The organism is Halosimplex rarum (assembly GCF_047715405.1).
In the GTDB taxonomy this organism is placed as follows: domain Archaea; phylum Halobacteriota; class Halobacteria; order Halobacteriales; family Haloarculaceae; genus Halosimplex; species Halosimplex rarum.
The window spans coordinates 309,366-335,289 of the sequence record NZ_CP180412.1 but is presented as its reverse complement, the minus strand read 5'-3'; the positions used below and the strand labels follow the sequence as shown (position 1 = coordinate 335,289).

The following is a 25,924-nucleotide window of genomic DNA, read 5'->3' as shown; positions in this document are numbered from 1 at the left end:
TATGAACATTCAGGACAGACGCGAAATATCACGGGAGTATTTCTCGAGGGAACGACTCGCAGAACACCACTTCCGCTCGTTCAACGCGTTCCTCGACCGAGGGATGCAGCGAGTGGTCGACGAGAAGGAGACGATCGAGACGGACATCGGCGACAAGGAGGGCGAGGAGCCCGTCTACGTCGAACTCGGGGACGTGCGAGTGGTCACGCCCCGCGTCCGTGAAGCCGACGGTTCCGAGGAGCTGCTCTACCCCCAGGAAGCGCGACTGCGGAACATCACCTACGCCGCCCCCGTCTTCATGGAGATGGCGATCATCAAGGGCGGCGAAGAGGAAGAAGAACGCGTCGTCGACCAGACCGAGACCAAGATCGGCCGCATGCCGATCATGGTCGGCTCGAACAAGTGTAACATCGCCGGGTTCACGAAAGAAGAGCTGATCGACATCGGCGAGGACCCCGCCGACCCCGGCGGGTACTTCATCGTCAACGGCTCCGAGCGCGTGCTGATGACGAGCGAGGACCTTGCGCCGAACAAGATCCTCGCCGAGACGGACACGAAGTACGGCGACACCATCGAGGTCGCGAAGACCTTCTCCCAGCGTCGTGGGTACCGCGCGCTCGTGCTCGTCGAGCGCACCCGCGACGGCCTGCTCGAAGTATCCTTCCCCTCGGTGTCGGGGAGCATCAACTTCGTGACGCTCATCCGGGCGCTCGGCCTCGAATCCGACGAGGAGATCGTCCACCGCGTCTCCGAGGACCCCGAGATCGTGAAGTTCATGCTCGAGAACCTGGAGGCCGCGGAGGTCCAGACGACCGAGGGCGCCATCGAGGAACTCGGCAAGCGCGTCGCCTCGGGCCAGGGCAAGAACTACCAGCTCAAGCGCGCCAACTACGTCATCGACCGCTACCTGCTCCCGCACCTCCACGAGGACGGTGTCGAGGAGGAGGACGTGCGTATCAACAAGGCGTACTACCTCTGCCGGATGGCCGAGGCGTGTTTCGAGCTCGCGCTCGAACGCCGCGACGCCGACGACAAGGACCACTACGCCAACAAGCGTCTCAAGGTCTCGGGCGACCTGATGAAGGACCTGTTCCGGACTGCGCTGAACAAGCTCGCGCGGGACGTGAAGTACCAGCTCGAACGCGCCAACATGCGGAACCGGCAGCTCTCCGTGTCGACCGTGGTTCGCTCGGACGTGCTGACCGAGCGCCTGGAACACCCGATCGCGACGGGGAACTGGGTCGGCGGCCGCTCCGGTGTGAGCCAGCTGGTCGACCGGACGGACTACATGGGTGTTCTCTCTCACCTGCGCCGTCTGCGCTCGCCGCTCTCGCGCTCGCAACCGCACTTCGAGGCGCGGGACCTGCACGCGACCCAGTGGGGTCGCATCTGTCCCTCGGAGACGCCCGAGGGGCCCAACTGTGGGCTCGTGAAGAACTTCGCGCAGGCGATGGAGCTGTCACAGAACGTCGAGGACGAACAGGGACTGAAACAGGAACTGGCGGCGATGGGCGTCTCGGGCATCCCGGGCATCGAGTCCATCGACCAGCAGCAGCCGGCGGACGACTAACATGAGCCAGCAAACACGAGAAGCGAAAGTCTACGTCAACGGGAGTCTGGTCGGGACCCACCCCGACCCGCATCAGCTCGCAGACCAGATCCGGCAGGCGCGACGCCGCGGCGACGTGAGCGAGATGGTCAACGTCTCGGTCAAGAACCGCACGCGCGAGGTCATCGTCAACGCCGACGCCGGCCGCGCGCGCCGTCCCCTGCTCGTCATCGAGAACGGCGAGCCGCTCGTCTCCGACGAGGAGGTCGAGGCCGTCACGGAGGGCGACATGGAGTTCGAGGAGCTCGTCGAGCGCGGCTACATCGAGTTCATCGACGCCGAGGAGGAAGAGGACATCTACGTCGCGGTCGACGAGGAGGAGCTGACCGAGGAGCACACGCACCTCGAAGTCGACCCGCAGCTGATGTTCGGTATCGGCGCGGGCATGATCCCGTACCCCGAGCACAACGCCTCGCCCCGGATTACGATGGGGTCGGGGATGATCAAGCAGTCGCTGGGGCTGCCGAGCGCGAACTACCGGATCCGACCGGACACGCGCCAGCACCTCCTGCACTACCCGCAGCTCTCGCTGGTCAAGACCCAGACGACCGAGCAGATCGGGTACGACGACCGACCGGCGGCGCAGAACTTCGTCGTCGCGGTCATGTCCTACGAGGGGTTCAACATCGAGGACGCCCTGGTCATGAACAAGGGGTCGGTCGAGCGCGCGCTCGCCCGGTCGCACTTCTTCCGGACCTACGAGGGCGAGGAACGCCGCTACCCCGGCGGCCAGGAAGACCACTTCGAGATCCCGGACGAGGAGGTCCGCGGCGCTCGCGGCGAGGAAGCGTACACCCATCTCGACGAGGACGGCCTCGTCAACCCCGAGACCCACGTCGACGAGAACGACGTACTCCTCGGGAAGACGTCGCCGCCCCGGTTCCTCGAAGAGCCGGACGACATGGGCGGGCTCTCCCCGCAGAAGCGCCGGGAGACGTCGGTCACCATGCGCTCCGGCGAGTCCGGCGTCGTCGACACCGTGACGCTGATGGAGGGCGAGGACGGCTCGAAGCTCTCGAAGGTCTCGGTGCGCGACGAGCGGATCCCCGAACTCGGGGACAAGTTCGCGTCGCGGCACGGCCAGAAGGGTGTCGTGGGCCACATCGCACCCCAGGAAGACATGCCGTTCACCGAGCAGGGCGTCGTGCCGGACCTCATCCTGAACCCGCACGCGCTGCCGTCGCGGATGACCGTCGGGCACATCCTCGAGATGATCGGCGGGAAAGTCGGCTCGCTGGAAGGCCGCCGCGTCGACGGGACGGCCTTTACCGGTGAGGACGAGGACGAGCTTCGCGGGTCGCTGGAGGAGCGCGGCTTCATGTCCAGCGGCAAGGAGATCATGTACTCGGGCATCACCGGCGAGAAGATCGAGGCGGAGATCTTCGTCGGGACCATCTTCTACCAGAAGCTCTACCACATGGTCTCGAACAAGATTCACGCTCGCTCGCGCGGGCCGGTGCAGGTACTGACCCGCCAGCCGACGGAGGGGCGCGCCCGCGAAGGCGGCCTGCGCGTCGGCGAGATGGAGCGCGACGTGCTGATCGGGCACGGCGCCGCGATGGCGCTGAAAGAGCGGCTGCTCGACGAGTCCGACCGCGAGTTCATCAACGTCTGCGCCAACTGCGGCATGGCCGCCGTCGAGAACGTCGAGCAACGGCGCGTCTACTGCCCGAACTGCGACGAGGAAACGGACATCCACGAGATCGAGATGAGCTACGCCTTCAAGCTCCTGCTGGACGAGATGAAGGCGCTCGGCATCGCGCCGCGCATCGAACTGGAGGACGCCGTATAAATGAGCGCACAAGGAACACCCCAGGAGATCGGTCAGATCAGCTTCGGGCTGATGGACCCCGAGGAGTACCGCGAGATGTCGGCCACGAAGGTCATCACGGCCGACACCTACGACGACGACGGCTTCCCCATCGACATGGGCCTGATGGACCCCCGGCTGGGCGTCATCGACCCCGGACTGGAGTGCAAGACCTGCGGCAAGCACTCCGGGTCGTGTAACGGTCACTTCGGTCACATCGAACTCGCCGCGCCGGTCATCCACGTCGGGTTCGCGAAGCTCATCCGCCGCCTGCTGCGCGGGACCTGCCGCGAGTGCTCGCGGCTGACTCCCGTCGACGGCCGCCGCGTCGCCGACGCCGAGGAGAAGGCCGAGCAGCGCAAGGACGCCTACCGCGAGCAGCTCCGCCGCGCGAAGGAGCTCAACAAGGACCCCAGCGACGTGCTCAAGTCGGCCATCCGCGAGTGCCGCAAGGTCGACTACTGCCCGTACTGCGGCGCCAAGCAGTTCGACATCAAACACGAGAAGCCGACCACCTACTACGAGATCATCGAAGTGCCCCACGGCGAGCTCTCCAAGCGCCTCGAACGCGCGATGGACCCGCCCGAAGGCGAGGCCGTCCGCCCGAGCGACGTCGCGGACGAGCTCGACGAGGGCGACTTCACCGCCGAGCGCATCCGCGAGTTGCTGTCGGGGACCTACCGCCCGGACCGCAACGACATCGAGCGCCTGAAGAACCTCGGCCGCGCGCTCGGTCGGCTCAACGACCTCGACGAACTGGAGGTAGACGTGAGCTCCTCGGCCGAGTACCTCGTCGAGGAGGACATGGACAAACTGATGCCGTCGGACATCCGCGACTGGTTCGAGGAGATCCCCGACCAGGACATCGAGGCGCTCGGTATCAACCCCGAGCGCTCCCGACCGGAGTGGATGATCCTGACGGTCCTCCCGGTCCCGCCGGTGACGGCCCGTCCGTCCATCACGCTGGACAACGGCCAGCGCTCCGAGGACGACCTCACGCACAAGCTGGTCGACATCATCCGCATCAACCAGCGGTTCATGGAGAACCGCGAGGCCGGTGCGCCCCAACTGATCATCGAGGACCTCTGGGAACTGCTGCAGTACCACGTCACCACGTTCATGGACAACGAGATCTCGGGCACGCCGCCGGCGCGGCACCGCTCCGGCCGCCCGCTGAAGACGCTCTCCCAGCGTCTCAAGGGCAAGGAAGGGCGCTTCCGCGGCAGTCTGTCCGGGAAGCGCGTCAACTTCTCGGCTCGTACCGTCATCTCCCCCGACCCGACGCTGTCGCTCAACGAGGTCGGCGTCCCCGACCGCGTGGCGACGGAGATGACCCAGACGATGAACGTCAACGAGCGGAACCTCGAGGAGGCCCAGCGCTACGTCGCGAACGGGCCCGAGGCGCATCCGGGCGCCAACTACGTCCGTCGTCACGACGGTCGCCGCCTCAAGGTCACCGAGAAGAACTGCGAGGAGCTCGCCGAGAAGGTCGAGCCGGGCTGGGAGGTCTCCCGGCACCTCATCGACGGCGACATCGTGATCTTCAACCGCCAGCCGTCGCTGCACCGGATGTCCATCATGGCCCACGAAGTGGTCGTGATGCCGTACAAGACGTTCCGGCTGAACACGACGGTCTGCCCGCCGTACAACGCCGACTTCGACGGCGACGAGATGAACATGCACGCGCTGCAGAACGAGGAGGCCCGCGCGGAGGCCCGCGTGCTGATGCGCGTGCAGGAACAGATGCTCAGCCCGAAGATGGGCGAGAACATCATCGGCGCCATTCAGGACCACATCACGGGGACGTACCTGCTGACGCACACGAACCCGAACTTCAACGAGACGCAGGCGCTCGACCTGCTACGGGCGACCCGGATCGACGAACTGCCGGAGCCCGACGGCACCGAGGACGGAGCGGCGTACTGGACCGGCCGGACGCTGTTCTCCGAACTGCTGCCCGACGACCTGGACCTCGAGTTCACGTCCTCGGCCGGCGACACCGTCACCATCGAGAACGGCCAGATGACGACGGGGACCATCGACGAGGACGCGGTCGGCGCGTTCGGCGGCGAGGTCGTCGACACCATCGCGAAGGTGTACTCGAAGACCCGCGCGCGCATCTTCATCAACGAGGTCTCCGCGCTCGCGATGCGCTCGATCATGCACTTCGGGTTCTCGATCAGCATCGACGACGAGTCCATCCCGCCGGCGGCCGAGGAGCAGATCGACGAGGCCATCGGCGACGCCTACGACCGCGTCGAGAAGCTCATCGAGACCTACGAGGCGGGCGAACTGGAGTCGCTGCCGGGTCGGTCGGTCGACGAGACCCTGGAGATGAAGATCATGTCCACGCTCTCGAAGGCCCGCGACACCGCCGGCGACATCGCCGAGGACCACTTCGGCGACACGAACCCCGCGGTCATCATGGCCGATTCCGGGGCGCGTGGCTCGATGCTGAACCTCACGCAGATGGCCGGCTGTGTCGGCCAGCAGGCAGTCCGCGGCGAGCGGATCAACCGCGGGTACGAGGACCGCACCCTCAGCCACTACAAGCCCGACGACCTCTCCGCGGAGGCCCACGGCTTCGTGGAGCACTCCTACCGCAGCGGGCTCGAGCCCCGGGAGTTCTTCTTCCACGCCATGGGCGGCCGCGAGGGGCTGGTCGACACGGCAGTCCGGACGTCGAAGTCCGGGTACCTGCAGCGCCGGCTCATCAACGCGCTCTCCGAACTGGAGACGCAGTACGACGGCACCGTCCGGGACACCTCGGACAACATCGTCCAGTTCGAGTTCGGCGAAGACGGCACCTCGCCGGTCGAGGTCTCCTCGAACCAGGACGGCGACATCGTCGACGTCGAGGCAATCGCGGACCAGGTCATCGACGCCGAGTTCGAGGACGCGACCGCCAAGGAGCAGTTCCTCGGGCGCGAGCCCGAGCCGACGAACCTCTCCGAGCACGCCGACGACTGGTGGATGGAAGCGGCGGGAGGTGACTGACGATGACGCAGGTAACCGAGGACATGCGGGCGCTCGTCGAGGACACCGAGCTCCCGCGTCGACTGAAGGAGGAAGTGTACAGCACGCTCGAAGACCGGGATTCGGTCACGCTCGAACAGGTCGACGAGATCGCCCGCGCCGTCGAGAGCAAGTACGTCGACACGCGCGTCGACCCGCTCGACCCGGTCGGCACCGTCAGCGCCCAGTCCATCGGGGAGCCGGGGACGCAGATGACGATGAACACCTTCCACTACGCGGGGGTCGCGGAGATCGACGTAACCCAGGGGCTGCCTCGGCTCATCGAGCTGGTGGACGCCCGGAAGGAGCCGGACACGCCGATGATGACGATCCACCTCGAGGACGAGTACGCCGCGGAGCGCGAGCGCGCTCACGAGGTCGTCTGGCAGATCGAGTCGACGAAGATCCTCCAGCTCGGGGACGTGTCGACGAATGTCGCCGACATGCTCGTGCAGGTCGACCTCAACGAGGACACCCTCGAAGAGCGGTGGCCGACCGCCGACAGCCTCGAGTCCGTCGTCGAGGACATCGCCTCGACCATCCAGGACAAGCTCGGCGTCGAGGTGCAGACGCCGGCGCCGACGGTCGTCCAGTTCGGTCCCGAGGAGCCGAGCTACCGCGACCTGCTCCAGCTCGTCGAGGAGCTGCGCGACATCGTCTTCAAGGGCATCGAGGAGATCACCCGCGTCGTCATCCGGAAAGAGGAGACCGAGCACGGCGAGGAGTTCGTCCTCTACACCGAGGGCTCGGAGCTCGGCGACGTGCTCGGACTGGAGGGCGTGGACGCCTCGCGGACGACGTGTAACAACATCCACGAGATCCACCGCCAGCTCGGCATCGAGGCGGCCCGCGAGGCCATCATCAACGAGACGATGGACACGCTCGCCGAGCAGGGGCTCGACGAGGTGAACATCCGCCACCTGATGCTCGTCGCGGACATCATGACCAACCGCGGCACCATCGAGTCCATCGGCCGCCACGGCATCTCCGGCAACAAGGACTCCGTGCTCGCCCGCGCGGCGTTCGAGGTGACGGTCAACCACCTGCTCGACGCCGCCATCCACGGCGAGGTTGACGACCTCAACGGCGTGACGGAGAACGTCATCGTCGGCAAGCCGATCAAGCTCGGCACCGGCGACGTGGACCTGCGGATGACCGCGCGCGACAGCGGTGCGGAAGAGGCCGACTAGATGACGGTCACGCTCTCGGACGAGGCGCGCCAGTACATCGCGCTGTTCGAGGACGAGACCGGCGCGACGGCCCGCGACTGCGTCGTCGACGACGAGTACGACCGCCTGATCTTCCTCGTTACCGCGGGGGAGATGGGCGAGGCGATCGGCCCGGGCGGCCAGCACGTCCAGTCCGTCGAGGAACAGCTCGACCGCGAGATCAAACTCGTCGAGGACGCCCCGACCGCGGAGGACTTCGTCGCCAGCGCGCTCGCCCCCGCCGCCGTGTACAACGTCACGATCAGCGAGAACGACGACCGCGTCGCCTACGCCGAGGTCGCCGACGAGGACCGCGGCGCCGCCATCGGCACCGACGGCCGCAACATCGACGCCGCCCGTGACCTCGCCGCCCGTCACTTCGACGTCGACGAGATCGAACTGACCTGAGCGGGCGAGCGGTCGTCGCGAGCGGATCCCGTTTTTCCCGCGTCGCTCCCGCCAGCCGTCGCACCGCTCCGACTCTACCTGTCGGGGCTTCGTGCCCGCGGTGTGCGAACGCGTCACAGGCCGTTTGCGCCCGGATTTCGGCGGGTGCGACGGTCGCGCCGGCGGGTGAAAAGGGTGGGCTTAAGTGACTCCGTCGGGTACGCACGGCTACTATGGCGAACGGCAAATACGCCGCACGCAAACTGAAGAAGGACCGTCAGCAGCACCGATGGTCCGACTCCGATTACGCGCGCCGCGAGCGGGGACTCGGCCAGAAGTCCGACCCGCTGGAGGGTGCGCCTCAGGGACGAGGCATCGTCCTGGAAAAGGTCGGTATCGAAGCGAAACAGCCCAACTCCGCGATCCGGAAGTGCGTCCGGGTCCAGCTCATCAAGAACGGGAAGCAGGTCACCGCCTTCTGCCCCGGCGACGGCGCCATCTCGTTCATCGACGAGCACGACGAGGTCACCATCGCCGGCATCGGCGGCGCGAAGGGTCGCGCGATGGGCGACCTCTCGGGCGTGAACTACAAGGTCGAGAAGGTCAACGGCGTCTCCATGATCGAGCTCGTCCGCGGTAACGCGGAGAAACCGGTCCGATAACCATGAGTGCAGACGACGAATCCACCGAGACAGACGAGCCGGCCCCGTCCGAGGAAGAGAGCGCGCCCGCGAAGCTCTTCGGCGAGTGGGAGGTCACCGACATCGACTACGCCGACCCCTCGACCGAGCGCTACATCACGGTCACGCCCATCGCCCACACGATGGGTCGCCACGCCGGCAAACAGTTCCAGAAGTCGGAGATCAGCATCGTCGAGCGGCTGATCAACCGCCTCATGCAGACCGAGGAGAACACCGGCGACAAGCAGAAGGTCATGCGCATCACCCGGGACGCATTCGAGATCGTCCACGAGCGCACCGACGAGAACCCCATCCAGGTCCTCGTCACCGCCGTCGAGAACTCCGCGCCACGCGAGGAGACCGTTCGCCTGAAGTACGGTGGCATCTCCGTCCCCAAGGCCGTCGACGTCGCGCCCCAGCGCCGCGTCGACCAGGCCCTGAAGTTCATCGCCGACGGCGTCTACAGCGACTCGTTCAAGACGCCGACCGACGCCGAGGACGCGCTGGCCAACCAGCTCGTCTCGGCCGCCAACGACGACGTCTCCGCCTACGCCGTCAACCAGAAAGAAGAGAAAGAGCGCGTCGCCGCCGCCGCCAGATAAGCGACTCTCTCTGCGGGCTTCTCTCCTCTCGTTCTCTCAGTTTCCCGGGGAGTGGACGGCTCGCGTCGAGTCGGTTCTTGGGCCCGTTTTCCCGGTAGTCACTGCTGTCATTCCTCGACCCGTTCGCTAACTGTGCGTTCGATTACAGTGGGCAGCAAGCGACGAAAGCCCTCGGCCCGCTCGCGGTCGCTGGCCGGGATATCCTCGCTCGCTTCGCTCACTCGGATAGTTGCCCGCCCACCGACTACCCTACAGCGCGACCGGGCCTCGCCCTTTCAGTCCGCCAGGGACGGCCGCGCAACCATACAGCACCGCAGACGGCCTCACACCTCCCCAGCCGACTCGCTCGGTCACTCCGTTCCCTCACTCGTCCCTCGCACGACGCCGCCTCGCGATGAAACGCTCGGCAGCGCGCGCCACCGTAGGCTTAAAAAGGAAGTCGCATCCCTCAGATCCCCATCTCGTTGCGGAGGAACAGCTTCGCGGACTTCGCGTAGGAGGGGCGGGCGATGGCCTCGCGCTCGGCCTCGGTGAGTTCGAAGTCGAGCGCTCGCAGGTTCTCTTCGAGGTGGTCGCGACTCGTGGACTTGGGGACGGTCGAGACGTTCTCCAGTCCGGTCACCCACCGCAGGGCGACCTGTGCGGCCGTCTTGTCGTACCGCCGACCGATCTCGGTGAGGACCCTGTCGTCCATCAGGCCGCCGTGGGCCAGTGGGCTGTAGGCCGTCACCATCGTCTCGTTCTCGACGGCGTCCTCGCGAAGCGCCTGGTGGGTGTAGAACGGGTGGAGGCGGACCTGGTCGGCGAGGATGGGGATCGGCGATTTCTCGCGGGCGCGCCGGAGGCGCCACCGGCGGAAGTTACTCACGCCGGCGTGGCGGATCAGCCCGTCGTCGCGGAGGTCGGCCATCCCGCGAGCGGTGTCGCGGAACGAGATCAGCGGGTTCGGCCAGTGGAGCAGGAGGAGGTCGACGTAGCCCGTGCCGAGTCGGTCGAGGCTCTCCCGGGTGCTCTCGACCACGTCGTCGGCGCGGGCGTTGCTCGGGGTGACCTTCGTGGTGACCCAGACGTCGTCGCGGTCGACGTCCGAATCGGCGATGGCGCGACCGACCTCGGCCTCGTTCTCGTACATCTGTGCGGTGTCGACGTGGCGATACCCCAGTTCGAGCGCCGTCGAGACCGCCTCGTAGCACTCGTCGCCGGTGAGTTGCCACGTCCCGAGTCCGAGGGCGGGGACCTCGGCGTTCTGGACGGAGACGTACTCCATAGACCGGCTGCGGACGCCCGCGTGGTAAATCCACGTGTCCGGGCTCGCGGGACTCGTCCCGCGGGTTCGCCGGGTGGTAAACCGGAGTCTATATGCCGGTTGACGGTGCACGAGCGGGTATGGCACAGGAGTACGAGTCGGTCGACCTGGTCGCGGACGACACGGTCCGAAGCCTCGCGGGCGCGGCGATCATGGCGGCGCTGACGGCCGCGCTCGCGCAGCTGTCGATACCGCTCCCGGGCGTCACCGTCACGTTCTCGCTACAGCCGTTCGGGTCCTTCTTCGCGGGGCTGCTCCTCGGGCCCGTCTGGGGCGGGTTCGCGATGGCTCTATACCTGGCGGCCGGGGCCGCGGGCGCGCCCGTCTTCTCGAACGGCGCCGCTGGGATCGGCCACTTCGGCGGGAAGACTGGCGGCTTTCTCGTCGGCTTTCTCCTCGGGGCCGTCGTCACGGGAGCGGTCGCCCACCGCCGGGTGGTGCCGCGCCGCGTCTCCGAGATATCCGTCCCGGTCCAGCTGCTGGCGCTTTTCGCCGGCCTCACCGTCATTTACGCGGTCGGCGTGCCGTGGCTGGCCGAAGTGCTGGGCATCTCGGTCGTTACGGCGGCGGTGGCCATGGCCCCGCTCGTCGCGCTCGACGTCGTGAAAGTCGGTATCACGATCGGCGTCGTCGAGGGCGGCCACCTCGCGATCCGGGAATGATCCAGACCGAATCACTCGTCCACCGCTACGGCGACGCCGCCGCGGTCGACGACGTTTCGCTCACCATCGACGACGGCGAGGCGGTCGCGGTCGTCGGCGCCAACGGGAGCGGCAAGACCACCCTCGTCAGGCACTTCAACGCCCTGCTCGAACCCGACGAGGGGACGGTGACCGTCGACGGCCGCGACGTGACCGAAAATCAGGTGTACGCCCGGACGAGCGTCGGGATGGTTTTCCAGCATCCCCGCGACCAGTTCGTCTCGGCGACCGTCGGCGCGGACGTGGCCTTCGGCCCGGAGAACCTCGGCCTCGACCGCGAGGCGATCGACCGACGCGTCGCGGACGCGCTCGATGCCGTCGACATGGCCGGGCGCGGCGACGAACGGATCGACCGGCTCTCCGGCGGGGAACAGGCCCGGGTCGCTATCGCGGGCGTGCTCGCGATGGAGCCGGACCACCTCGTCCTCGACGAACCGCTCGTCGGCCTCGACAGCGCCGCCCGCGAATCGGTGCTGGCGCAACTCGACTCGCTGGCGGAAGCGGGGACCGGACTCGTCGTCGTGACGCACGACCTGCGGGACGTGGCCGAACGCGTCGACCGGATCGTCGGCCTCGCCGACGGCCGCGTCGCCCTGGACGACGCCCCCGCGAGCGCGCTCGACCGGCTCGACGGCGTCGGCGTCCGCGACCCGCGATGCTGACGTACGAACCGGGCGACTCGCTCGCTCACGGGCTCGACCCGCGGGCGAAACTGGCCGTCCAGTTCGGCCTCGCGATCGCCGTCTTCGCGTACCCGACTGTCCGGGGATTCGCCGTCGGCGGGGCCGTCGCGGTCGCCGCGCTCGCGGCGGGACGGCTCTCGCCGGTCCGAGTGCTCCGGGCCTACCGGGTGGTGTTCCTCTTCCTCGCCGTGGGCCCGCTCGTCGGCGGCCTGGCGCTCGGCGACCCGTGGTTCAGGCCGGCCGGCGCCGCCGACTCCCTTCGTTCGGTCGCCCGCGTCGTCCCAGTGGTGTTCGTGAGCGCTGTCTACGTGCGGACGACGCCGGTCCGGGAGACTCGCGCGGCGATACAGCGGCTCCTGCCCGGCCGGATCGGCCGGCTCTTCGGCGTCGGCGTCGGACTCGTCTTCCGGTTTTTCCCCGTGGTCCTGAGCGATCTGCACACCGTCAGGACAGCGGTTCGAGCCCGTGGGGGCGAACGGCGACCGCTCAGGGACCGAGTCCGTCGCATCCTGGCTCGCGGTCTCCAGCGGTCACAGTTGCGAGCCGACCGCCTGACTCTGGCGCTCCGGGCGCGCTGTTTCGCCTGGAACCCGACGCTCCCGGCGCTCCGATTCCGGCGGCGCGACTATCTGGTAACGGCGCTCGGAGCGGCGCTGACCTGCTCGCCGCTGTTCGCTCTGGTTCCCGGAAGATTCATTCCGGTCGGGTAATAGGTTCCTGACATGCAACGCGATCCGACGGACGGCGACGCGACCCCTCCGTTCCGGTCGCGACGCCGGTTCCTCGCGGCGACCGCCGCCGGCGTCGCCGGGCTGGCCGGCTGTTCGACCGAGACCGCGACACCCGACGACGGCGGCGACGGTGGCGACGGCAACGGCACTGACGGTGGCGACGGCTCGACGGGGGACGCCGGCGGGACCGACGGGTCGGCGACCGATGGGACCCCCACGACCGCCTCGGTCGTCGGCCGACCGACCGAAGACTGGGAGGGCTACGACCCCGAGTGGGAAGCGCCCACGTCGTCGCCGCTCGACGCCTCGCTGGGGGCCGAGGTCCTCGTCGAGAACCTGGAGGTCCCGTGGGACATCGCCTTCTCCCCCGACGGCGACATGTTCCTCACCGAGCGAGTCGGTCGCGTCCTCCGGCTCGACGGCGACGAGGTCCGCACCGTCGCCGAACCGGCCGATGCCATCGACGCCGGGTCGATCGAACCGGGCTCGGACGAACGCCCTTGGTGGGTGAAGGGAGGCGAAGGCGGGACGCTGGGAATCGCCGTCCATCCGACGTACCCCGACCCCTCGCGGATCTACGTCTACTACACCTACACTGTCGAGGAGGACGGCGAGACCGTGAAGTACAACAAGGTCAGCGCCTTCGACGTGGACTCGGAGGAGCCCGGAACGCCGGTTGCGACCGTCGTCGACGAGATCCCGGCCGACAGCTACCACAACGGCGGCCGGATCACCTTCGGCCCGCGCAACTACCTCTGGATCACCTGCGGCGACGGCGGCCAGCCCGAGATCGTCCAGGACCCCGGCACGCTCGCCGGGAAGATCCTCCGCGTGACGCCCGACGGGGAGCCCGCACCGGACAACCCGGACCTCGGCGACGGCGCCGACCCGCGCGTGTTCACCTACGGCCACCGCAACCCCCAGGGCGTCGTCTGGCTCCCGGACGGAACGCCCATGGCTTCGGAGCACGGCCCGACCGGCCGCGACGAGATCAATCGACTGGAAGCGGGCGCGAACTACGGGTGGGCCGAGAAGGGCGAGCGCGTCCGCGAGCGCGAGCAGTATCTCGACAGCGACGTCCACCGGCCGCTGTTCAACACCGGCGGGCAGAGCTTCGCGCCGACCGGCTCGCTGTTCTACACCGGCGACAACGTGCCGGCGCTGAAGAACCGGATGATCACGGGCGGACTCATCAGCCAGCAGCTGATAATCACGACGCTGACGCCGCAGGGCGGAGAACTCCCGCCCGCCGAGGACGCCTACGCACAGGTCACCGACGACTGGTCGGACGACGCCTACGTCGCGACGGTCCACACGACGATGCAGAACGAACTCGGGCGCATCCGTCACGTCGAGCAGTCGCCCGACGGCGACATCTACGTGATCACCTCCAACCGCGACGGTCGTGCGAAGGGTGATTTCCCGACCGAACGCGACGACGTGCTCGTTCGCCTCACGCAGGAATAGCGCGGCTTCGCTTACGCTCCCGTCTCTCGGTCAGTCCGCGGCCTGCTCGCCGCCCGTCGCGTAGGCCCTGGTCACGTCCACGAGCGTCTTCCGGTACTCGCTGTCGTCCGGGTCGCGCGCCAGCGTCCGGAAGCGTCTGGTGAACTCCGCCATCTCCACGTGCGGCGCGTCCTGGGCTGCCGCGTGGGCGAGGTCGTAGATCCGGTGGTCGTCGTCGACGAGCTCGTGTCGCTCGACGAGGCCGAGCGCGAACGCGGCGTTGACCGCCGTGATGTCCGGGTCGGCGGCCGGCGTCAGACGGTCCCAGGCCGACGGTCCTCGCGGCCGGTCCGCCACGGCCGCCGCGAGGCTGGATTCGAGGAAGGCCACGAGTTTGTCCGCGGGCGCGACCTCCAGCCAGAGGTCGTCGGCGTAGATGTCCTTCATGTGGTTCGCGATCTGGTAGCAGTGGGTGAGTTTGCGCTGTTCGACGGACTGCCCGGCGAGCGCGAGGAAGATGACCTCCTCCATCGACTGCGTGTGCGAGGGGTGGTCGCGCTCGTAGTGGTGCATGTGCGCGAACTCGTGGAGCGCGAGCTCACGGGCCATCGCGCTTGTCGCCGCCTGCCGCGAGATGATGAAGAGGTGGCTCTCGTCGTCGTGACTCACTCGCGTCCGCTCGTCTGGGTCCTCGCGGATCTCGATCGTGACCGGGCGCTCCAGCGTCCGTTCGGTCTCGAAGAGATCGCGCGCCCCGAGAAACGGCGCCTCCGGGCCGGGACCGCGCACTCGCACGTCCATACGCACTGAGGAAGGGCCTACGGCAGTATCACTCTTGCGGGGTCTGGGACTCTCTGGCGGTCGCACGCAGATGGAAACACCGCCGCTTCGCTCCGTTCGATCGCTCGCGACGAGCTTCCATCTGCGTGCTCCCTACCGGTCACCGTCTGCCGAGCTTCGGTTTTCGTGCTCGTTACTCTCGCCCGCAAACCGAAACGCCGTCGGTCCGCTCTCTGCGTTCGCTCCCAGACGAGCTTCCATTCGCGTGCTTCTTACTGTCGCACGCAGATGGAAACAGCACCCTTTTGACGCCCCCATTGATAGAGAGCCGTATAATGGGCCGACGCAAAAAGATCGTACAGGAATGTGAGACACTGATGGACAACCCGGAGCACATCCGGAACATCGCCATCGCGGCTCACGTCGACCACGGCAAGACGACGCTGACTGACAACCTGCTCGCCGGTGCGGGCATGATCTCCGACGACACCGCGGGCGAGCAGCTCGCGATGGACACCGAGGAGGACGAGCAGGAACGCGGTATCACCATCGACGCCGCGAACGTCTCGATGACCCACGAGTACGAGGACACCAACCACCTTATCAACCTCATCGACACCCCGGGCCACGTCGACTTCGGTGGCGACGTGACCCGCGCGATGCGCGCCGTCGACGGCGCGCTCGTGGTCGTCGACGCCGTCGAGGGCGCGATGCCCCAGACCGAGACCGTTCTGCGCCAGGCGCTCCGCGAAGGCGTCAAGCCGACGCTGTTCATCAACAAGGTCGACCGTCTCATCTCCGAGCTCCAGGAGGGGCCCGAGGAGATGCAGGAGCGACTCCTCGACGTCATCCGCGACGTGAACGAGCTCATCCGCGCGATGACCGAGGAGATGGACGATATCAACGAGGACTGGACCGTCGGCGTCGAGGAAGGCACCGTCGGCTTCGGCTCCGCTCTCTACAAGTGGGGCGTCTCGATGCCCTCGATGCAGCGCACCGGCATGGACTTCGGCGAGATCATCGACCTCGAACGGGCCGACAAGCGACAGGAGCTCCACGAGCGGACGCCCCTGTCGGACGTCGTCCTCGACATGGTCTGTGAGCACTTCCCGAACCCCATCGACGCCCAGCCCCGTCGTATCCCGCGCATCTGGCGCGGCGACGCCGACTCCGACGTCGCCGAGTCGATGCAGCTGGTCGACGAGGACGGCGACGTCGTCCTGATGGTCACCGACATCGGAATCGATCCCCACGCCGGCGAGATCGCGGCCGGTCGCGTCTTCTCGGGCACCATCGAGAAGGGCCAGGAGCTGTACGTCTCCGGGACCGCGGGCAAGAACCGCGTCCAGTCTGTCGGCATCTACATGGGCGGCGAGCGCGAGGAAGTCGACCGCGTCCCCGCAGGCAACATCGCCGCGGTCACCGGCCTCAAGGACGCCATCGCCGGCTCCACGGTGTCGAGCATCGAGATGACGCCGTTCGAGTCCATCGAGCACATCTCCGAGCCGGTCATCACGAAGTCCGTCGAGGCCCAGAACATGGACGACCTGCCGAAACTGATCGAGACGCTCCAGCAGGTCGCCAAGGAGGACCCGACCATCCAGATCGAGATCAACGAGGACACCGGGGAGCACCTCATCTCCGGCCAGGGCGAACTCCACCTCGAAGTCATCGGCCAGCGTATCGAGCGCAACCAGGGCATCCCGATCAACACCGGTGAACCGATCGTCGTCTTCCGCGAGGCGCCCCAGACCGACAGCCGGGAGGTCGAGGGCATCTCCCCGAACCGTCACAACCGCTTCTACATCACCGTGACGCCGCTCGACGAGGAGATCGTCGACACGATCCAGCACGGCGAGGCCTCCATGGACATGCCCGAACTGGAACGCCGCGAGGCGCTCCAGGAAGCCGGTATGGACAAGGATACCTCCCAGAATGTGGAGCACATCCACAACACGAACATCATCATCGACGACACGAAGGGTATCCAGCACCTCAACGAGACGATGGAACTCGTCCTCGAAGGGATGGAAGAGGCCCTCAACGACGGTCCGCTCGCCGCGGAACCCGTCCAGGGCTCGCTCATCCGCCTCCACGACGCCCGACTCCACGAGGACGCCATCCACCGCGGCCCGGCACAGGTCATCCCGGCCACCCGCCAGGCCATCCACAACGCCCTCATCGACGCCGAAGTGCGCCTGCTCGAACCGATCCAGCAGGTCCGCATCGACGTGCCGAACGACCACATGGGCGCCGCGTCCGGCGAGATCCAGGGCCGCCGTGGCCGCGTCGACGACATGTACCAGGAAGGCGACCTCATGGTCGTCGAGGGCGTCGCGCCCGTCGACGAGATGATCGGCTTCTCCTCTGACATCCGCAGCGCCACGGAGGGCCGCGCCTCCTGGAACACCGAGAACGCCGGCTTCCAGGTCATGGCCGACAACCTCCAGCGCGAGACTATCATGGAGATCCGCGAGCGCAAGGGCATGAAGCAGGAACTCCACCAGGCGATCGACTACTTCTAAGACCACCTGGTTTCCATCTTTTTCGCCGGTGGGTATCCTCGCGGCCTGCGGCCGCTGCGGGCACCCACCGACCAAGAACATGGGTGAAAAAGGCCGAACGCTCCCTTCGGTCGCGTTCGGAAGAACCGCGCCTCGCTCCGCTCGGCGCGGACGCTCTCTCTTTCTGCTCCGCGTCTTGCAACCGTCAGCTACGCCACCAACTCTCGATACAGGTCACGGTGGTCGTCCCGCTCGTCGACGCGCTCGTCGAACGCGACCTGGCCGTCGGCGAGGACGGTGAGGCGGTCGAGCGACGGACCGAACGCGTCGAGATGGTGCGTCGAGACCAGCACCGTGCGCTCGCCCTCGCAGTAATCGGCGACGAAGCCGATCACCCGCTCGCGGGCCGCGTCGTCGAGCTCGTCCAGCGGTTCGTCGAGGAGGACGAACGCCGGTCGGCGGACGAACGCGAGCGCGACGTCGAGCAGGCGCTGATACCCCCCGGAGAGGTCGGCGGCGACGCGGTTGCGGACCGGGTCGAGACCGAGGTCCGAGCGGACCGTCGCGAGCCACTCGTCGCCGGCGTCGCCCATCGCGGCGAATATCCGGAGATTCTCGTCGACGCTCAGGCCGGGATAGACGCTGGGGGTCTGGAAGCCACAGCCGATCCGACCGTCCGGTCGGTGGACGGTCCCGGCGGTCGGCCGGTCGAGGCCGAGCACGAGCGCGAACAGTGTCGACTTCCCGGACCCGTTGGGGCCGGCGAGCGCGTGCAGGTCGCCGGCGCCGATCCGGAGGTCGATCCCGTCGAGGGCAGTGACGCCGTCATAGCGCCTGGTCACGCCGTCGAGGCGTATCTCCGGCTCCGGGCCGCAGTCACCCATCGCGACCCCTCCGCTGGAAGACGACGACACTCCCCGCCAGCCAGCACAGGGAGGCGACGGCGACGCCGCCGACCAGGAGCAACCGATCGGTGAACAGCCCCGCCGAGAGGTCCTTCAGCGCGAACGCGCGGACGACGACGGTCGCGTGGTAGACGGGCATCCACCCCGCGAGCGCGCGCCGTGTGGCCGAAAAGAAGCCGGTGGGATACACGGGGTTTGCGAAGGCGACGGTGCCCCCGAGGATCGCGACGTTGACGAACCGGCCGGCGACCGAGAAGCGGGTGAGAAAGGAGACCCCGAGGCTCACCGCGACGAGGGACGCGCCGGTGAGCGCGAGGACCCCGAGCGCTCGGGGGTCCGCGACGGCGACCCGATAGCCGAGCGCCGCGCCGACGAGGCCCATGCTCCCCACGGCGACCGCACCGAGCGCGCCGAACAGCGCGGCTTTGGCGGCGAGCATGGCCCACAGCGACGACTCAACGCGGACGCGGTCGAACACCCGTCGCTCGCGAGCGAGGTGGTACGGGACGTAGGTGAACGCGTAGATCGCGAGCAGGTACAGCAGGCCCGTGGCGAAGAGGAACTCCGGGAGCGTCCGCTCGGGACCGACGACGCGGTGCTCGACGGTCACGGTCGACGGGAACACCGACGCCCGATCGCCCAGCGCGGCGGCGACCGCCCGAGACGGCTCGGCGTAGGTCACCATCCCGCCGTCGATCGCGAACGAGAGCGTCACGTTCGCACCGCGCTCGTAGAGGCCGTGGCCGACCGTGACGGCGCCGTAGACCTCCTCGCGGCGGAGCGCCGTCTGCGCGGCGGTCGACGAGTCGAACTGCCGCGGGGCGGCGACCGAGCGCGTGAGACCGGCGACCGCCTGCAGTTCGTCGTCGGTGACGGCGTCGCTCGCCGGTGCGACGGCGACGGGGACGTCCTGGGGGACGGTGCGGTCGAACGAAGCGGTCGCCAGCCCGAACGAGGCGGGCACGACCAAGAAGACCAGCGCAACCGCTGGCCAGTTTCGTCGCACCCAGTGTAGTTCCTTCTCAGCGTACGGTCCGACTGCCATGCGAGAAAAGAAGGGCGGTGGCCCTTAGGCGGTGCCCTCTGCAGTCGCGCTTGCGCTCGCGCTACCGGTCGCAGCCCCGGTCGTCGATCCGGTGTCGGTCAGGATCGAACCGTACCACTTGATGAGCGTCACGGCGGTGTCGACGGACGTCTCGCGGGTGACGGTCACGGTCGTCCCGTCACGGGTCACGTTCGTCGAGCGGAGCTGGTCTTCGAGGGTCTCGTTCTGGATGGCCCCCGCCTGGATGGAGATGAATCCCTGCGTGATGTCCTGGACGTCCTGTGCGGTGTCCGTGGAGTTCGTCAGGATGCGGGACTCGAAGCCGAGCGTGTCGTCCTCCGCGATGTAGTACGAACCCGAGGTGACGTGGAGGTCGTTGTACGCCTGCGCGTACGCGGTGACGTTCAGACCCGTCTGCTGGCCCATCGTCCGGTTGATCTCCGTGATGTTGACGTTCTGGGAGCGCTGGGCGTAGCGGAGGTAGCCGTCGTCGCGGGTCTCCTCGTATGCCGACGCCAGGTCGCCGTCGACCGATTCGGCGTCGCCCGCGGCGACGTCGATCGTGTCGTTGACTGCGTCCTGGGTCCCGAAGACGTACTCGCCCTCGTCGAGCACGGCGATCCACTCCTCGGGCTCGGGCGGCCCGAAGCTGAGTTCGTCCTCTTCGTCGCTCTCGTTCTCGACGGGCTGGTAGACCGTCACGCCGTCGACGGTCGTGTTCTCGTACTCCTTGTCGCTGCTGTTGGACACTGCAGCGATGACGTCGTCTTCGGACCAGTCAGCGTAGACGACGGCGCCCGAGTACTGGGGCTGGCTGTAGTTGCGCTGCTGGTTGAACATGACGACCTCGTCGGCCGCACGCGGGTCGAGCCCGGTCTGGTTCTCGGTTTCGTCGAGCGCCGCCGAGAGGTTCGCCGGCACCATCTCGGCCGGCGACGTCTCGGTCATGGCGCCGTCTTCGAACGCGTCACTATCGTCGTCTTCCTCGTCCCCGGGAGTTGCGGTCACCGGGGATTCTTCGTCGCTCTCGCTCGCGCCCACGGTCGCGTTGTAGGCCGCCGCGTAGAGCGTCGTGCTCACGTCCTCCTCGACGACGCTCACGTCGAGCGTGGCGACGCTGTCGACGCCGTCGGGAACGTGTTCGAGTGATTCGTGGTCTTCCTGTGCGACGCCGTTGAAGACGCCGATCTGCGCCGCGGCGACGCCGCCGATCGCGAGAAACGCGACGGCGACGACAGCCTTGGCGGCTGTGCTGCGCATTACTCCGGTCGGAAAGCTACTGGAGGGCATTACGGGCGTAGGTACAGAGACATGTCAGTAATAAGTATCGGTTCAGCGGTCCCAGTCGCTACCGTCGGGACGAGCGGAATGGCCGGATTGATATAGCCGCCCACTGTGAGTCATCCGTAATGAGCGCACGCGAGCGCACCAGGGAGGTGATCGGGCGATGAGTGACTCGACCGACGAGGTACGCGCGTACACAGTGAGACTCGAACTGGTCGACGAGCCGGGCGAACTCCTCCGGGCGCTCCACCCGATCGCCGACAACGGCGGTAATCTGCTGTCTATCTTCCACGAGCGGGGGAACCTCACGCCGCGCGGCCACATCCCCGTCGAGGTCGACCTCGAAGCGACGCCCGAGCGCTTCGACGAGATCGTCGACGCGCTGCGCGAAGCGGGCATCAACGTCATCCAGGCCGGCACGCAGCACTACAGCGAGTCGCTGACCATCGTCGTCTCGGGCCACATCGTCGACACGGACCTCTCGGACACACTCTCTCGCATCCAGCAGTCGACCGACGCGACCGTCACCGACCTCTCGCTGTCGGCCCCGGAGGGGACCGACGACGTGTCGAGCGCGCGTCTGCGGCTCGCCACCGAGGAAGGAGAGACCGACTCGACGCTCGCGGCCCTCCGCGACATCGCCGACCGGAAGGATCTGCGTCTGATCGAGCCGCTCACGGCGGGTGATGCGGCGTGAGACTCGCCGTGCTCGGCGCCGGCGCAGTGGGTGCCTCGGTCGCCGAACTCGCCGCGGACTACGGCCACACTGTCACGGCCCTCGCCGACTCCTCGTCGGCCGCCGTCGACCCCGACGGCATCGACGTGGCGAGCGCGCTGGAATCCAAACGAACCGACGGTTCCGTCGGGACCGCGGCGCCCGAGGAGGTCCTCGACGGGGAGTACGACGTCCTCGTCGAGGCGACGCCGACCACGCTGGGCGACGCCCAGCCCGGGTTCGGCCACGTCCGGACCGCGCTCGAACGCGACCGCCACGTCGTGCTGGCGAACAAGGGACCGGTCGCCGAGCGCTACGCCGAGATGCGCGAGCTCGAACGTGAGAGCGACGGGCGCGTCCTCTTCGAGGCGACCGTCGGCGGAGCGATGCCCGTCCTCTCGACCGTGGCCGACTTCGACCCGAACCACATCACGGCCGTCCGCGGCGTCCTCAACGGGACGGCCAACTTCATCCTCACGCGGATGGCCGCGGAGGGGCTCGACTACGAGCACGTCCTCGCGGAGGCCCAGGACCTGGGCGTCGCAGAGGCCGACCCGACCTTCGACGTCGACGGCACCGACGCCGCGCTGAAGTTCGTCATCCTCGCGAACGTCCTCCACGGGAACGGCCGCGAGTACACGCTCGACGACGCCGACGTCGAGGGCATCGAGGACATCCCCGGCAGCGCGCTCGACCTCGCGACCGAGGACGGCCGGACGGTCCGGCTGATCGGCGAGGTCACGGCCGCGGGCGAGGTGCGGGTCGGCCCGCGGCTCGTCCCCGCGAACGGGACCCTGGCCGTGACCGGCACGAACAACATCGTGCAGCTAGAGACCGAGCACGCCGGCCGGCTCAACGTCTCCGGGCGCGGCGCGGGCGGACCCGAGACCGCCTCGGCCGTGTTGGCCGACGTCGGACGGCTCGGCGACGACTGAACTGCGTTTCGGCCGGGTGCTCGCCCGCAGTTCTTCCGTTGCTTCCCAGCCCGTCCGCACTCACTCACCAGTTCCAGATCGGCCGTAGCGGCTCGACTCCGGTCGGCCGGTACTCGACCGCCCACGGTCCGTGAGACCGGTTGCCAAATCGCAAGACGGCGGCGGGATGGCGTGGAGTCGCTATCGAAATGGTTTTAACACCAACCGCCAAAAGATTCCCACATAGCGCCTCTGCGCGTGAGATACAACAATGAGCGAAGACAAACCGCACCAGAACTTGGCCATCATCGGCCACGTTGACCACGGGAAGAGCACACTCGTCGGACGACTGCTCTACGAGACGGGCAGCGTCCCCGAGCACGTCATCGAACAGCACAAAGAGGAAGCCGAGGAGAAGGGCAAGGGCGGTTTCGAGTTCGCCTACGTCATGGACAACCTCGCCGAGGAGCGAGAGCGCGGCGTCACCATCGACATCGCCCACCAGGAGTTCGACACCGACGAGTACTTCTTCACCATCGTCGACTGTCCGGGCCACCGCGACTTCGTCAAGAACATGATCACGGGCGCGAGCCAGGCCGACAACGCCGTGCTCGTGGTCGCCGCCGACGACGGCGTCCAGCCGCAGACCCAGGAGCACGTCTTCCTGGCCCGCACGCTGGGCATCGGCGAGATGATCGTCGCCATCAACAAGATGGACCTCGTCGACTACGAGGAAGGCCGCTACCAGGAAGCCGTCGAGGAAGTCACGGACCTGCTCAACCAGGTCCGCTTCGACACGGAGAACGCGAAGTTCATCCCCGTCTCGGCCTTCGAGGGCGACAACATCGCCAGCGAGTCCGAGAACACCGACTGGTACGACGGCGAGATTCTGCTCGAGGCGCTCAACGCGCTGCCCGAGCCGGAGCCGCCGACGGACGCGCCGCTCCGACTCCCGATCCAGGACGTCTACACCATCTCCGGTATCGGTACCGTCCCCGTCGGACGCGTCGAGACCGGGATGCTCAACACGGGCGACAACGTCAGCTTCCAGCCGTCTGACGTCGGTGGCGAGGTCAAGACCATCGAGATGCACCACGAAGAGGTGCCCCAGGCCGGCCCCGGTGACAACGTCGGATTCAACGTCCGCGGCATCGGTCAGGACGACATCCGCCGCGGTGACGTCTGTGGTCCGGCCGAGGACCCGCCGTCGGTCGCCGAGACCTTCCAGGCCCGCATCGTCGTGATGCAGCACCCGTCGGTCATCACGGCCGGCTACACCCCGGTCTTCCACGCCCACACGGCGCAGGTCGCGTGTACCATCGAGTCCATCGACCAGAAGATCGACCCCGCCACGGGCGAGGCCGAGGAGGAGAACCCGGACTTCATCCAGAACGGCGACGCCGCGGTCGTCACCATCCGACCGCAGAAACCGCTCAGCATCGAGTCCGCGAGCGAGATCCCGGAGCTCGGGAGTTTCGCCATCCGCGACATGGGCCAGACCATCGCAGCCGGTCAGGTCATGAAGGTCAACGAGCGCGAATAACTCATGCAGCAAGCACGCGTCAGGCTGGCCGGCACCAGTCCCGAAGACCTCGATTCGATCTGCGGCGAGGTCAACGACATCGCCAACAAGACCGGCGTCGAGCTGTCGGGGCCCATCCCGCTCCCGACCAAGACGCTCGAGGTCCCCACTCGCAAGTCCCCCGACGGTGAGGGGACTGCGACGTGGGAGCACTGGGAGATGCGCGTCCACAAGCGTCTCATCGACATCGACGCCGACGAACGCGCGCTGCGCCAGCTGATGCGCATCCAGGTCCCGAACGACGTCTCCATCGAGATCGTCCTCGAGGACTAGAGAGGGGTCGGCGGCACGCGCCGCCACAGTCGCCCGGTCGCCCGATGGCGACGGCGTGTGACTGATTCCCAAAGCCGCTCTCACGCGCAGGACTTATCCCCTCTGCGCTGCGAGCGATATACGCGGGCTCGTAGATCAGCGGTAGATCGCTTCCTTCGCAAGGAAGAGGCCCGGGGTTCAAATCCCCGCGAGTCCACTACCATCTTTTTCCCGGTGGAGTTTCCTCGCGAGCCTTCGGCTCGCTGCGGGAACCCCACCGACAAAAACATGGGTGAAAACGCCGTCAGAGCTTCACTCTGACGAGCCCTCGTTCGCTTCGCTCACGAGGAAGGCCGGACACTCACTGCGTTCGCGTCCGGAGAACCGCGCGCTGCAGTCGCGCGGACGCTGGCGACTAATGACCCTGCGCGCGAAGCATCGGTGGCGAATCGCGGTTTGATTCAGTCTCGTGAACGGAGCGAACGACGACCCAGAAGCACTAGCACCTCCAGCATGGACGCAGTACACAACGGGCCCAACTGGAGGCGTACTCGGATGCTGTCGAGACCGAGCGGCCACCGCATGCCGAAATGGTCCGTTCCCGTTGTCATTATGAATTGATGACAGAATGTCTCGAACACACCATTTGTCGAGGTATAAACTTTCTACCGAGAAATCTACGTGGCGTTGAAAGCATACTCGTTACCAGATAACGCCAGATAGTCAGTCTTGATTACCGGATTATCCGAAACGACGGTCCCCCTTTATGGTACTACCCAGGTAGTTGCCAGTTGGAATCATGGATATCAAGCAGCTATTCCAAGACGACGACGCGGTGTCGCCGGTCATCGGCGTCATCCTGATGGTCGCGATCACGGTCATCCTCGCGGCCGTCATCGCATCGTTCGTGCTCGGCATGGGTCCGAGCAACGACCCGACGCCAACCGCAACGATCGGCATGAACTACGAACAGACCGGATCCAGTGGTGGTACTGAATACGGTCTTCTGACGCTCTCACACGAGAGTGGTGAAACGATTGATGCGTCAAATCTGTACGTTCGCGGGAGCGGATTCAGTACCAGTCCAACTGAGACGCATATCACCGAAGGCTCGTGGACTCAGGGTGGTACGTTCTTCGGCCCTAACAGCGAGGTCAAGTCCGGGCAGTCGGTGGATGTTGGTGTCGAAAGCACGTACGACGTGAGCGTCGTTTGGGAGTCGCCCGAAGGCGACACCTCGTCGACGCTGAACGAGCAGACCGGCCCCGACGCCTAATCGCGCGTCGCTTTCTTTCCGTTTTTTCACCGACCGATAGTGCCAACAGCGCCTTGTTTCCAATCGCTCGTCCGTAGCGTAACCCGACCAGAATTCTCGCCTGCCGGTAGCCGGCGTGTCACCAACGACGACATCCAACACAACAGAAACGCCACGAACTGCCTGCCTAAAACTAATATATCTTATATAAAGATCCGGCCCTTTCCGGGACCGCACTAAGGCAGCCGGTTCTATCACGACACCGGCTATAGTATAAGAATTACGAGAAGAACAGATCGACAGTCGAACGTCTCGTCACGGATTGGCACACGAATGGGATCTCCAGGCGAAACCCCCCATCGCTTCGATTGCAAATTCCCCCCACGTCCCGCGGTTCCCCGATATTCCGAACTACTTTCACTCTGGTCCGACTAGTCTTAATAGGAACTCGCCGCATGAAACAGAACGCACGGTTACGTAGCCAGGAACCCCCCATAGCGGCGCGACCAC

Annotated in this window: 22 protein-coding genes and 1 tRNA gene; 18 read left to right on the top strand and 5 right to left on the bottom strand. The window is 66.9% G+C overall.

Going from position 1 to position 25,924, the window contains the following annotated elements; translation table 11 throughout:
• Position 1 precedes the first annotated feature (1 nt).
• The 7 genes from ACMGFH_RS01550 to ACMGFH_RS01520 all read left to right on the top strand — a co-directional run bounded on the left by ACMGFH_RS01550 (position 2) and on the right by ACMGFH_RS01520 (position 9,311).
• Positions 2–1,570, top strand: a complete 1,569-nt coding sequence (locus ACMGFH_RS01550; RefSeq protein ID WP_415381016.1) for a DNA-directed RNA polymerase subunit B'' — start codon at positions 2–4, stop codon at positions 1,568–1,570.
• A gap of 1 nt (position 1,571) precedes the next feature.
• Complete coding sequence (gene rpoB / locus ACMGFH_RS01545) at positions 1,572–3,401, top strand: DNA-directed RNA polymerase subunit B (RefSeq protein ID WP_415381015.1); 1,830 nt, start codon at positions 1,572–1,574, stop codon at positions 3,399–3,401.
• A complete protein-coding gene (locus ACMGFH_RS01540; protein WP_415381014.1) occupies positions 3,402–6,416 on the top strand; it encodes a DNA-directed RNA polymerase subunit A' in 3,015 nt (1,004 codons plus the stop codon).
• A gap of 2 nt (positions 6,417–6,418) precedes the next feature.
• Positions 6,419–7,624 (top strand): DNA-directed RNA polymerase subunit A'', encoded by a 1,206-nt coding sequence (gene rpoA2 / locus ACMGFH_RS01535; RefSeq protein WP_415381013.1) that lies wholly within the window; start codon positions 6,419–6,421, stop codon positions 7,622–7,624.
• A complete protein-coding gene (locus ACMGFH_RS01530) occupies positions 7,625–8,050 on the top strand; it encodes a NusA-like transcription termination signal-binding factor (RefSeq protein ID WP_415381012.1) in 426 nt (141 codons plus the stop codon).
• A 212-nt stretch (positions 8,051–8,262) separates the two neighbouring features.
• Positions 8,263–8,691, top strand: coding sequence for a 30S ribosomal protein S12 (locus ACMGFH_RS01525; RefSeq protein ID WP_006885266.1), 429 nt, complete (start codon positions 8,263–8,265; stop codon positions 8,689–8,691).
• 2 nt (positions 8,692–8,693) lie between these two features.
• On the top strand, positions 8,694–9,311 hold the full coding sequence (locus tag ACMGFH_RS01520; protein ID WP_415381011.1) for a 30S ribosomal protein S7: 618 nt from the start codon (positions 8,694–8,696) through the stop codon (positions 9,309–9,311).
• A 448-nt stretch (positions 9,312–9,759) separates the two neighbouring features.
• Here the strand turns inward: ACMGFH_RS01520 and ACMGFH_RS01515 are convergent, their stop codons facing one another.
• On the bottom strand, positions 9,760–10,578 hold the full coding sequence (locus tag ACMGFH_RS01515; RefSeq protein WP_415381010.1) for an aldo/keto reductase: 819 nt from the start codon (positions 10,576–10,578) through the stop codon (positions 9,760–9,762).
• Between the two features lie 119 nt (positions 10,579–10,697).
• Between ACMGFH_RS01515 and ACMGFH_RS01510 the strand changes: the two genes are divergently transcribed.
• Genes ACMGFH_RS01510 through ACMGFH_RS01495 form a run of 4 tightly spaced genes read left to right on the top strand, consistent with a single transcriptional unit; the run spans position 10,698 to position 14,199 of the window.
• Positions 10,698–11,279 carry a biotin transporter BioY gene (locus tag ACMGFH_RS01510; RefSeq protein ID WP_415381009.1) on the top strand — a complete coding sequence of 194 codons (582 nt, stop codon included), beginning with the start codon at positions 10,698–10,700 and terminating at the stop codon, positions 11,277–11,279.
• Entirely contained in the window at positions 11,276–11,980 is a 705-nt protein-coding gene (locus ACMGFH_RS01505) for an energy-coupling factor ABC transporter ATP-binding protein (RefSeq protein ID WP_415381008.1), read from the top strand. The genes ACMGFH_RS01510 and ACMGFH_RS01505 overlap by 4 nt, the downstream gene beginning before the upstream one ends.
• Complete coding sequence (locus tag ACMGFH_RS01500; protein WP_415381007.1) at positions 11,974–12,711, top strand: energy-coupling factor transporter transmembrane component T family protein; 738 nt, start codon at positions 11,974–11,976, stop codon at positions 12,709–12,711. Before ACMGFH_RS01505 ends, ACMGFH_RS01500 begins: the two co-directional genes overlap by 7 nt.
• Before the next feature lie 12 nt (positions 12,712–12,723).
• On the top strand, positions 12,724–14,199 hold the full coding sequence (locus tag ACMGFH_RS01495; RefSeq protein WP_415381006.1) for a PQQ-dependent sugar dehydrogenase: 1,476 nt from the start codon (positions 12,724–12,726) through the stop codon (positions 14,197–14,199).
• Positions 14,200–14,229: 30 nt separating this feature from the next.
• On the opposite strand, the gene ACMGFH_RS01490 is transcribed toward ACMGFH_RS01495, so the two are convergent.
• Positions 14,230–14,979 carry a DUF5781 family protein gene (locus ACMGFH_RS01490; RefSeq protein WP_415381005.1) on the bottom strand — a complete coding sequence of 250 codons (750 nt, stop codon included), beginning with the start codon at positions 14,977–14,979 and terminating at the stop codon, positions 14,230–14,232.
• A 314-nt stretch (positions 14,980–15,293) separates the two neighbouring features.
• Here ACMGFH_RS01490 and ACMGFH_RS01485 point away from each other — a divergent pair, with 314 nt between their 5' ends.
• Positions 15,294–17,483 (top strand): elongation factor EF-2, encoded by a 2,190-nt coding sequence (locus ACMGFH_RS01485; protein ID WP_415381004.1) that lies wholly within the window; start codon positions 15,294–15,296, stop codon positions 17,481–17,483.
• A 188-nt stretch (positions 17,484–17,671) separates the two neighbouring features.
• Here ACMGFH_RS01485 and ACMGFH_RS01480 read toward each other — a convergent pair whose 3' ends face one another.
• Genes ACMGFH_RS01480 through ACMGFH_RS01470 form a run of 3 tightly spaced genes read right to left on the bottom strand, consistent with a single transcriptional unit; the run spans position 17,672 to position 20,672 of the window.
• Positions 17,672–18,346, bottom strand: a complete 675-nt coding sequence (locus ACMGFH_RS01480; protein ID WP_415381003.1) for an ATP-binding cassette domain-containing protein — start codon at positions 18,344–18,346, stop codon at positions 17,672–17,674.
• Positions 18,339–19,412, bottom strand: a complete 1,074-nt coding sequence (locus tag ACMGFH_RS01475; RefSeq protein WP_415381002.1) for an ABC transporter permease — start codon at positions 19,410–19,412, stop codon at positions 18,339–18,341. The genes ACMGFH_RS01480 and ACMGFH_RS01475 overlap by 8 nt, the downstream gene beginning before the upstream one ends.
• Before the next feature lie 24 nt (positions 19,413–19,436).
• Positions 19,437–20,672, bottom strand: a complete 1,236-nt coding sequence (locus ACMGFH_RS01470) for a hypothetical protein (RefSeq protein WP_415381001.1) — start codon at positions 20,670–20,672, stop codon at positions 19,437–19,439.
• Positions 20,673–20,859: 187 nt separating this feature from the next.
• Between ACMGFH_RS01470 and ACMGFH_RS01465 the strand changes: the two genes are divergently transcribed.
• The 6 genes from ACMGFH_RS01465 (at position 20,860) to ACMGFH_RS01440 (ending at position 25,435) form a co-directional block, all read left to right on the top strand.
• Positions 20,860–21,393 carry an amino acid-binding protein gene (locus ACMGFH_RS01465; RefSeq protein ID WP_415381000.1) on the top strand — a complete coding sequence of 178 codons (534 nt, stop codon included), beginning with the start codon at positions 20,860–20,862 and terminating at the stop codon, positions 21,391–21,393.
• Positions 21,390–22,346 carry a homoserine dehydrogenase gene (locus ACMGFH_RS01460; protein ID WP_415380999.1) on the top strand — a complete coding sequence of 319 codons (957 nt, stop codon included), beginning with the start codon at positions 21,390–21,392 and terminating at the stop codon, positions 22,344–22,346. Before ACMGFH_RS01465 ends, ACMGFH_RS01460 begins: the two co-directional genes overlap by 4 nt.
• Before the next feature lie 250 nt (positions 22,347–22,596).
• Entirely contained in the window at positions 22,597–23,868 is a 1,272-nt protein-coding gene (gene tuf / locus ACMGFH_RS01455) for a translation elongation factor EF-1 subunit alpha (protein WP_415380998.1), read from the top strand.
• Positions 23,869–23,871: 3 nt separating this feature from the next.
• Complete coding sequence (rpsJ, locus tag ACMGFH_RS01450) at positions 23,872–24,180, top strand: 30S ribosomal protein S10 (protein ID WP_006885248.1); 309 nt, start codon at positions 23,872–23,874, stop codon at positions 24,178–24,180.
• Between the two features lie 124 nt (positions 24,181–24,304).
• Positions 24,305–24,376: transfer RNA gene (locus tag ACMGFH_RS01445), tRNA-Ala, on the top strand.
• A 582-nt stretch (positions 24,377–24,958) separates the two neighbouring features.
• Positions 24,959–25,435, top strand: coding sequence for a type IV pilin (locus ACMGFH_RS01440; protein WP_415380997.1), 477 nt, complete (start codon positions 24,959–24,961; stop codon positions 25,433–25,435).
• Positions 25,436–25,924: the final 489 nt, after the last annotated feature.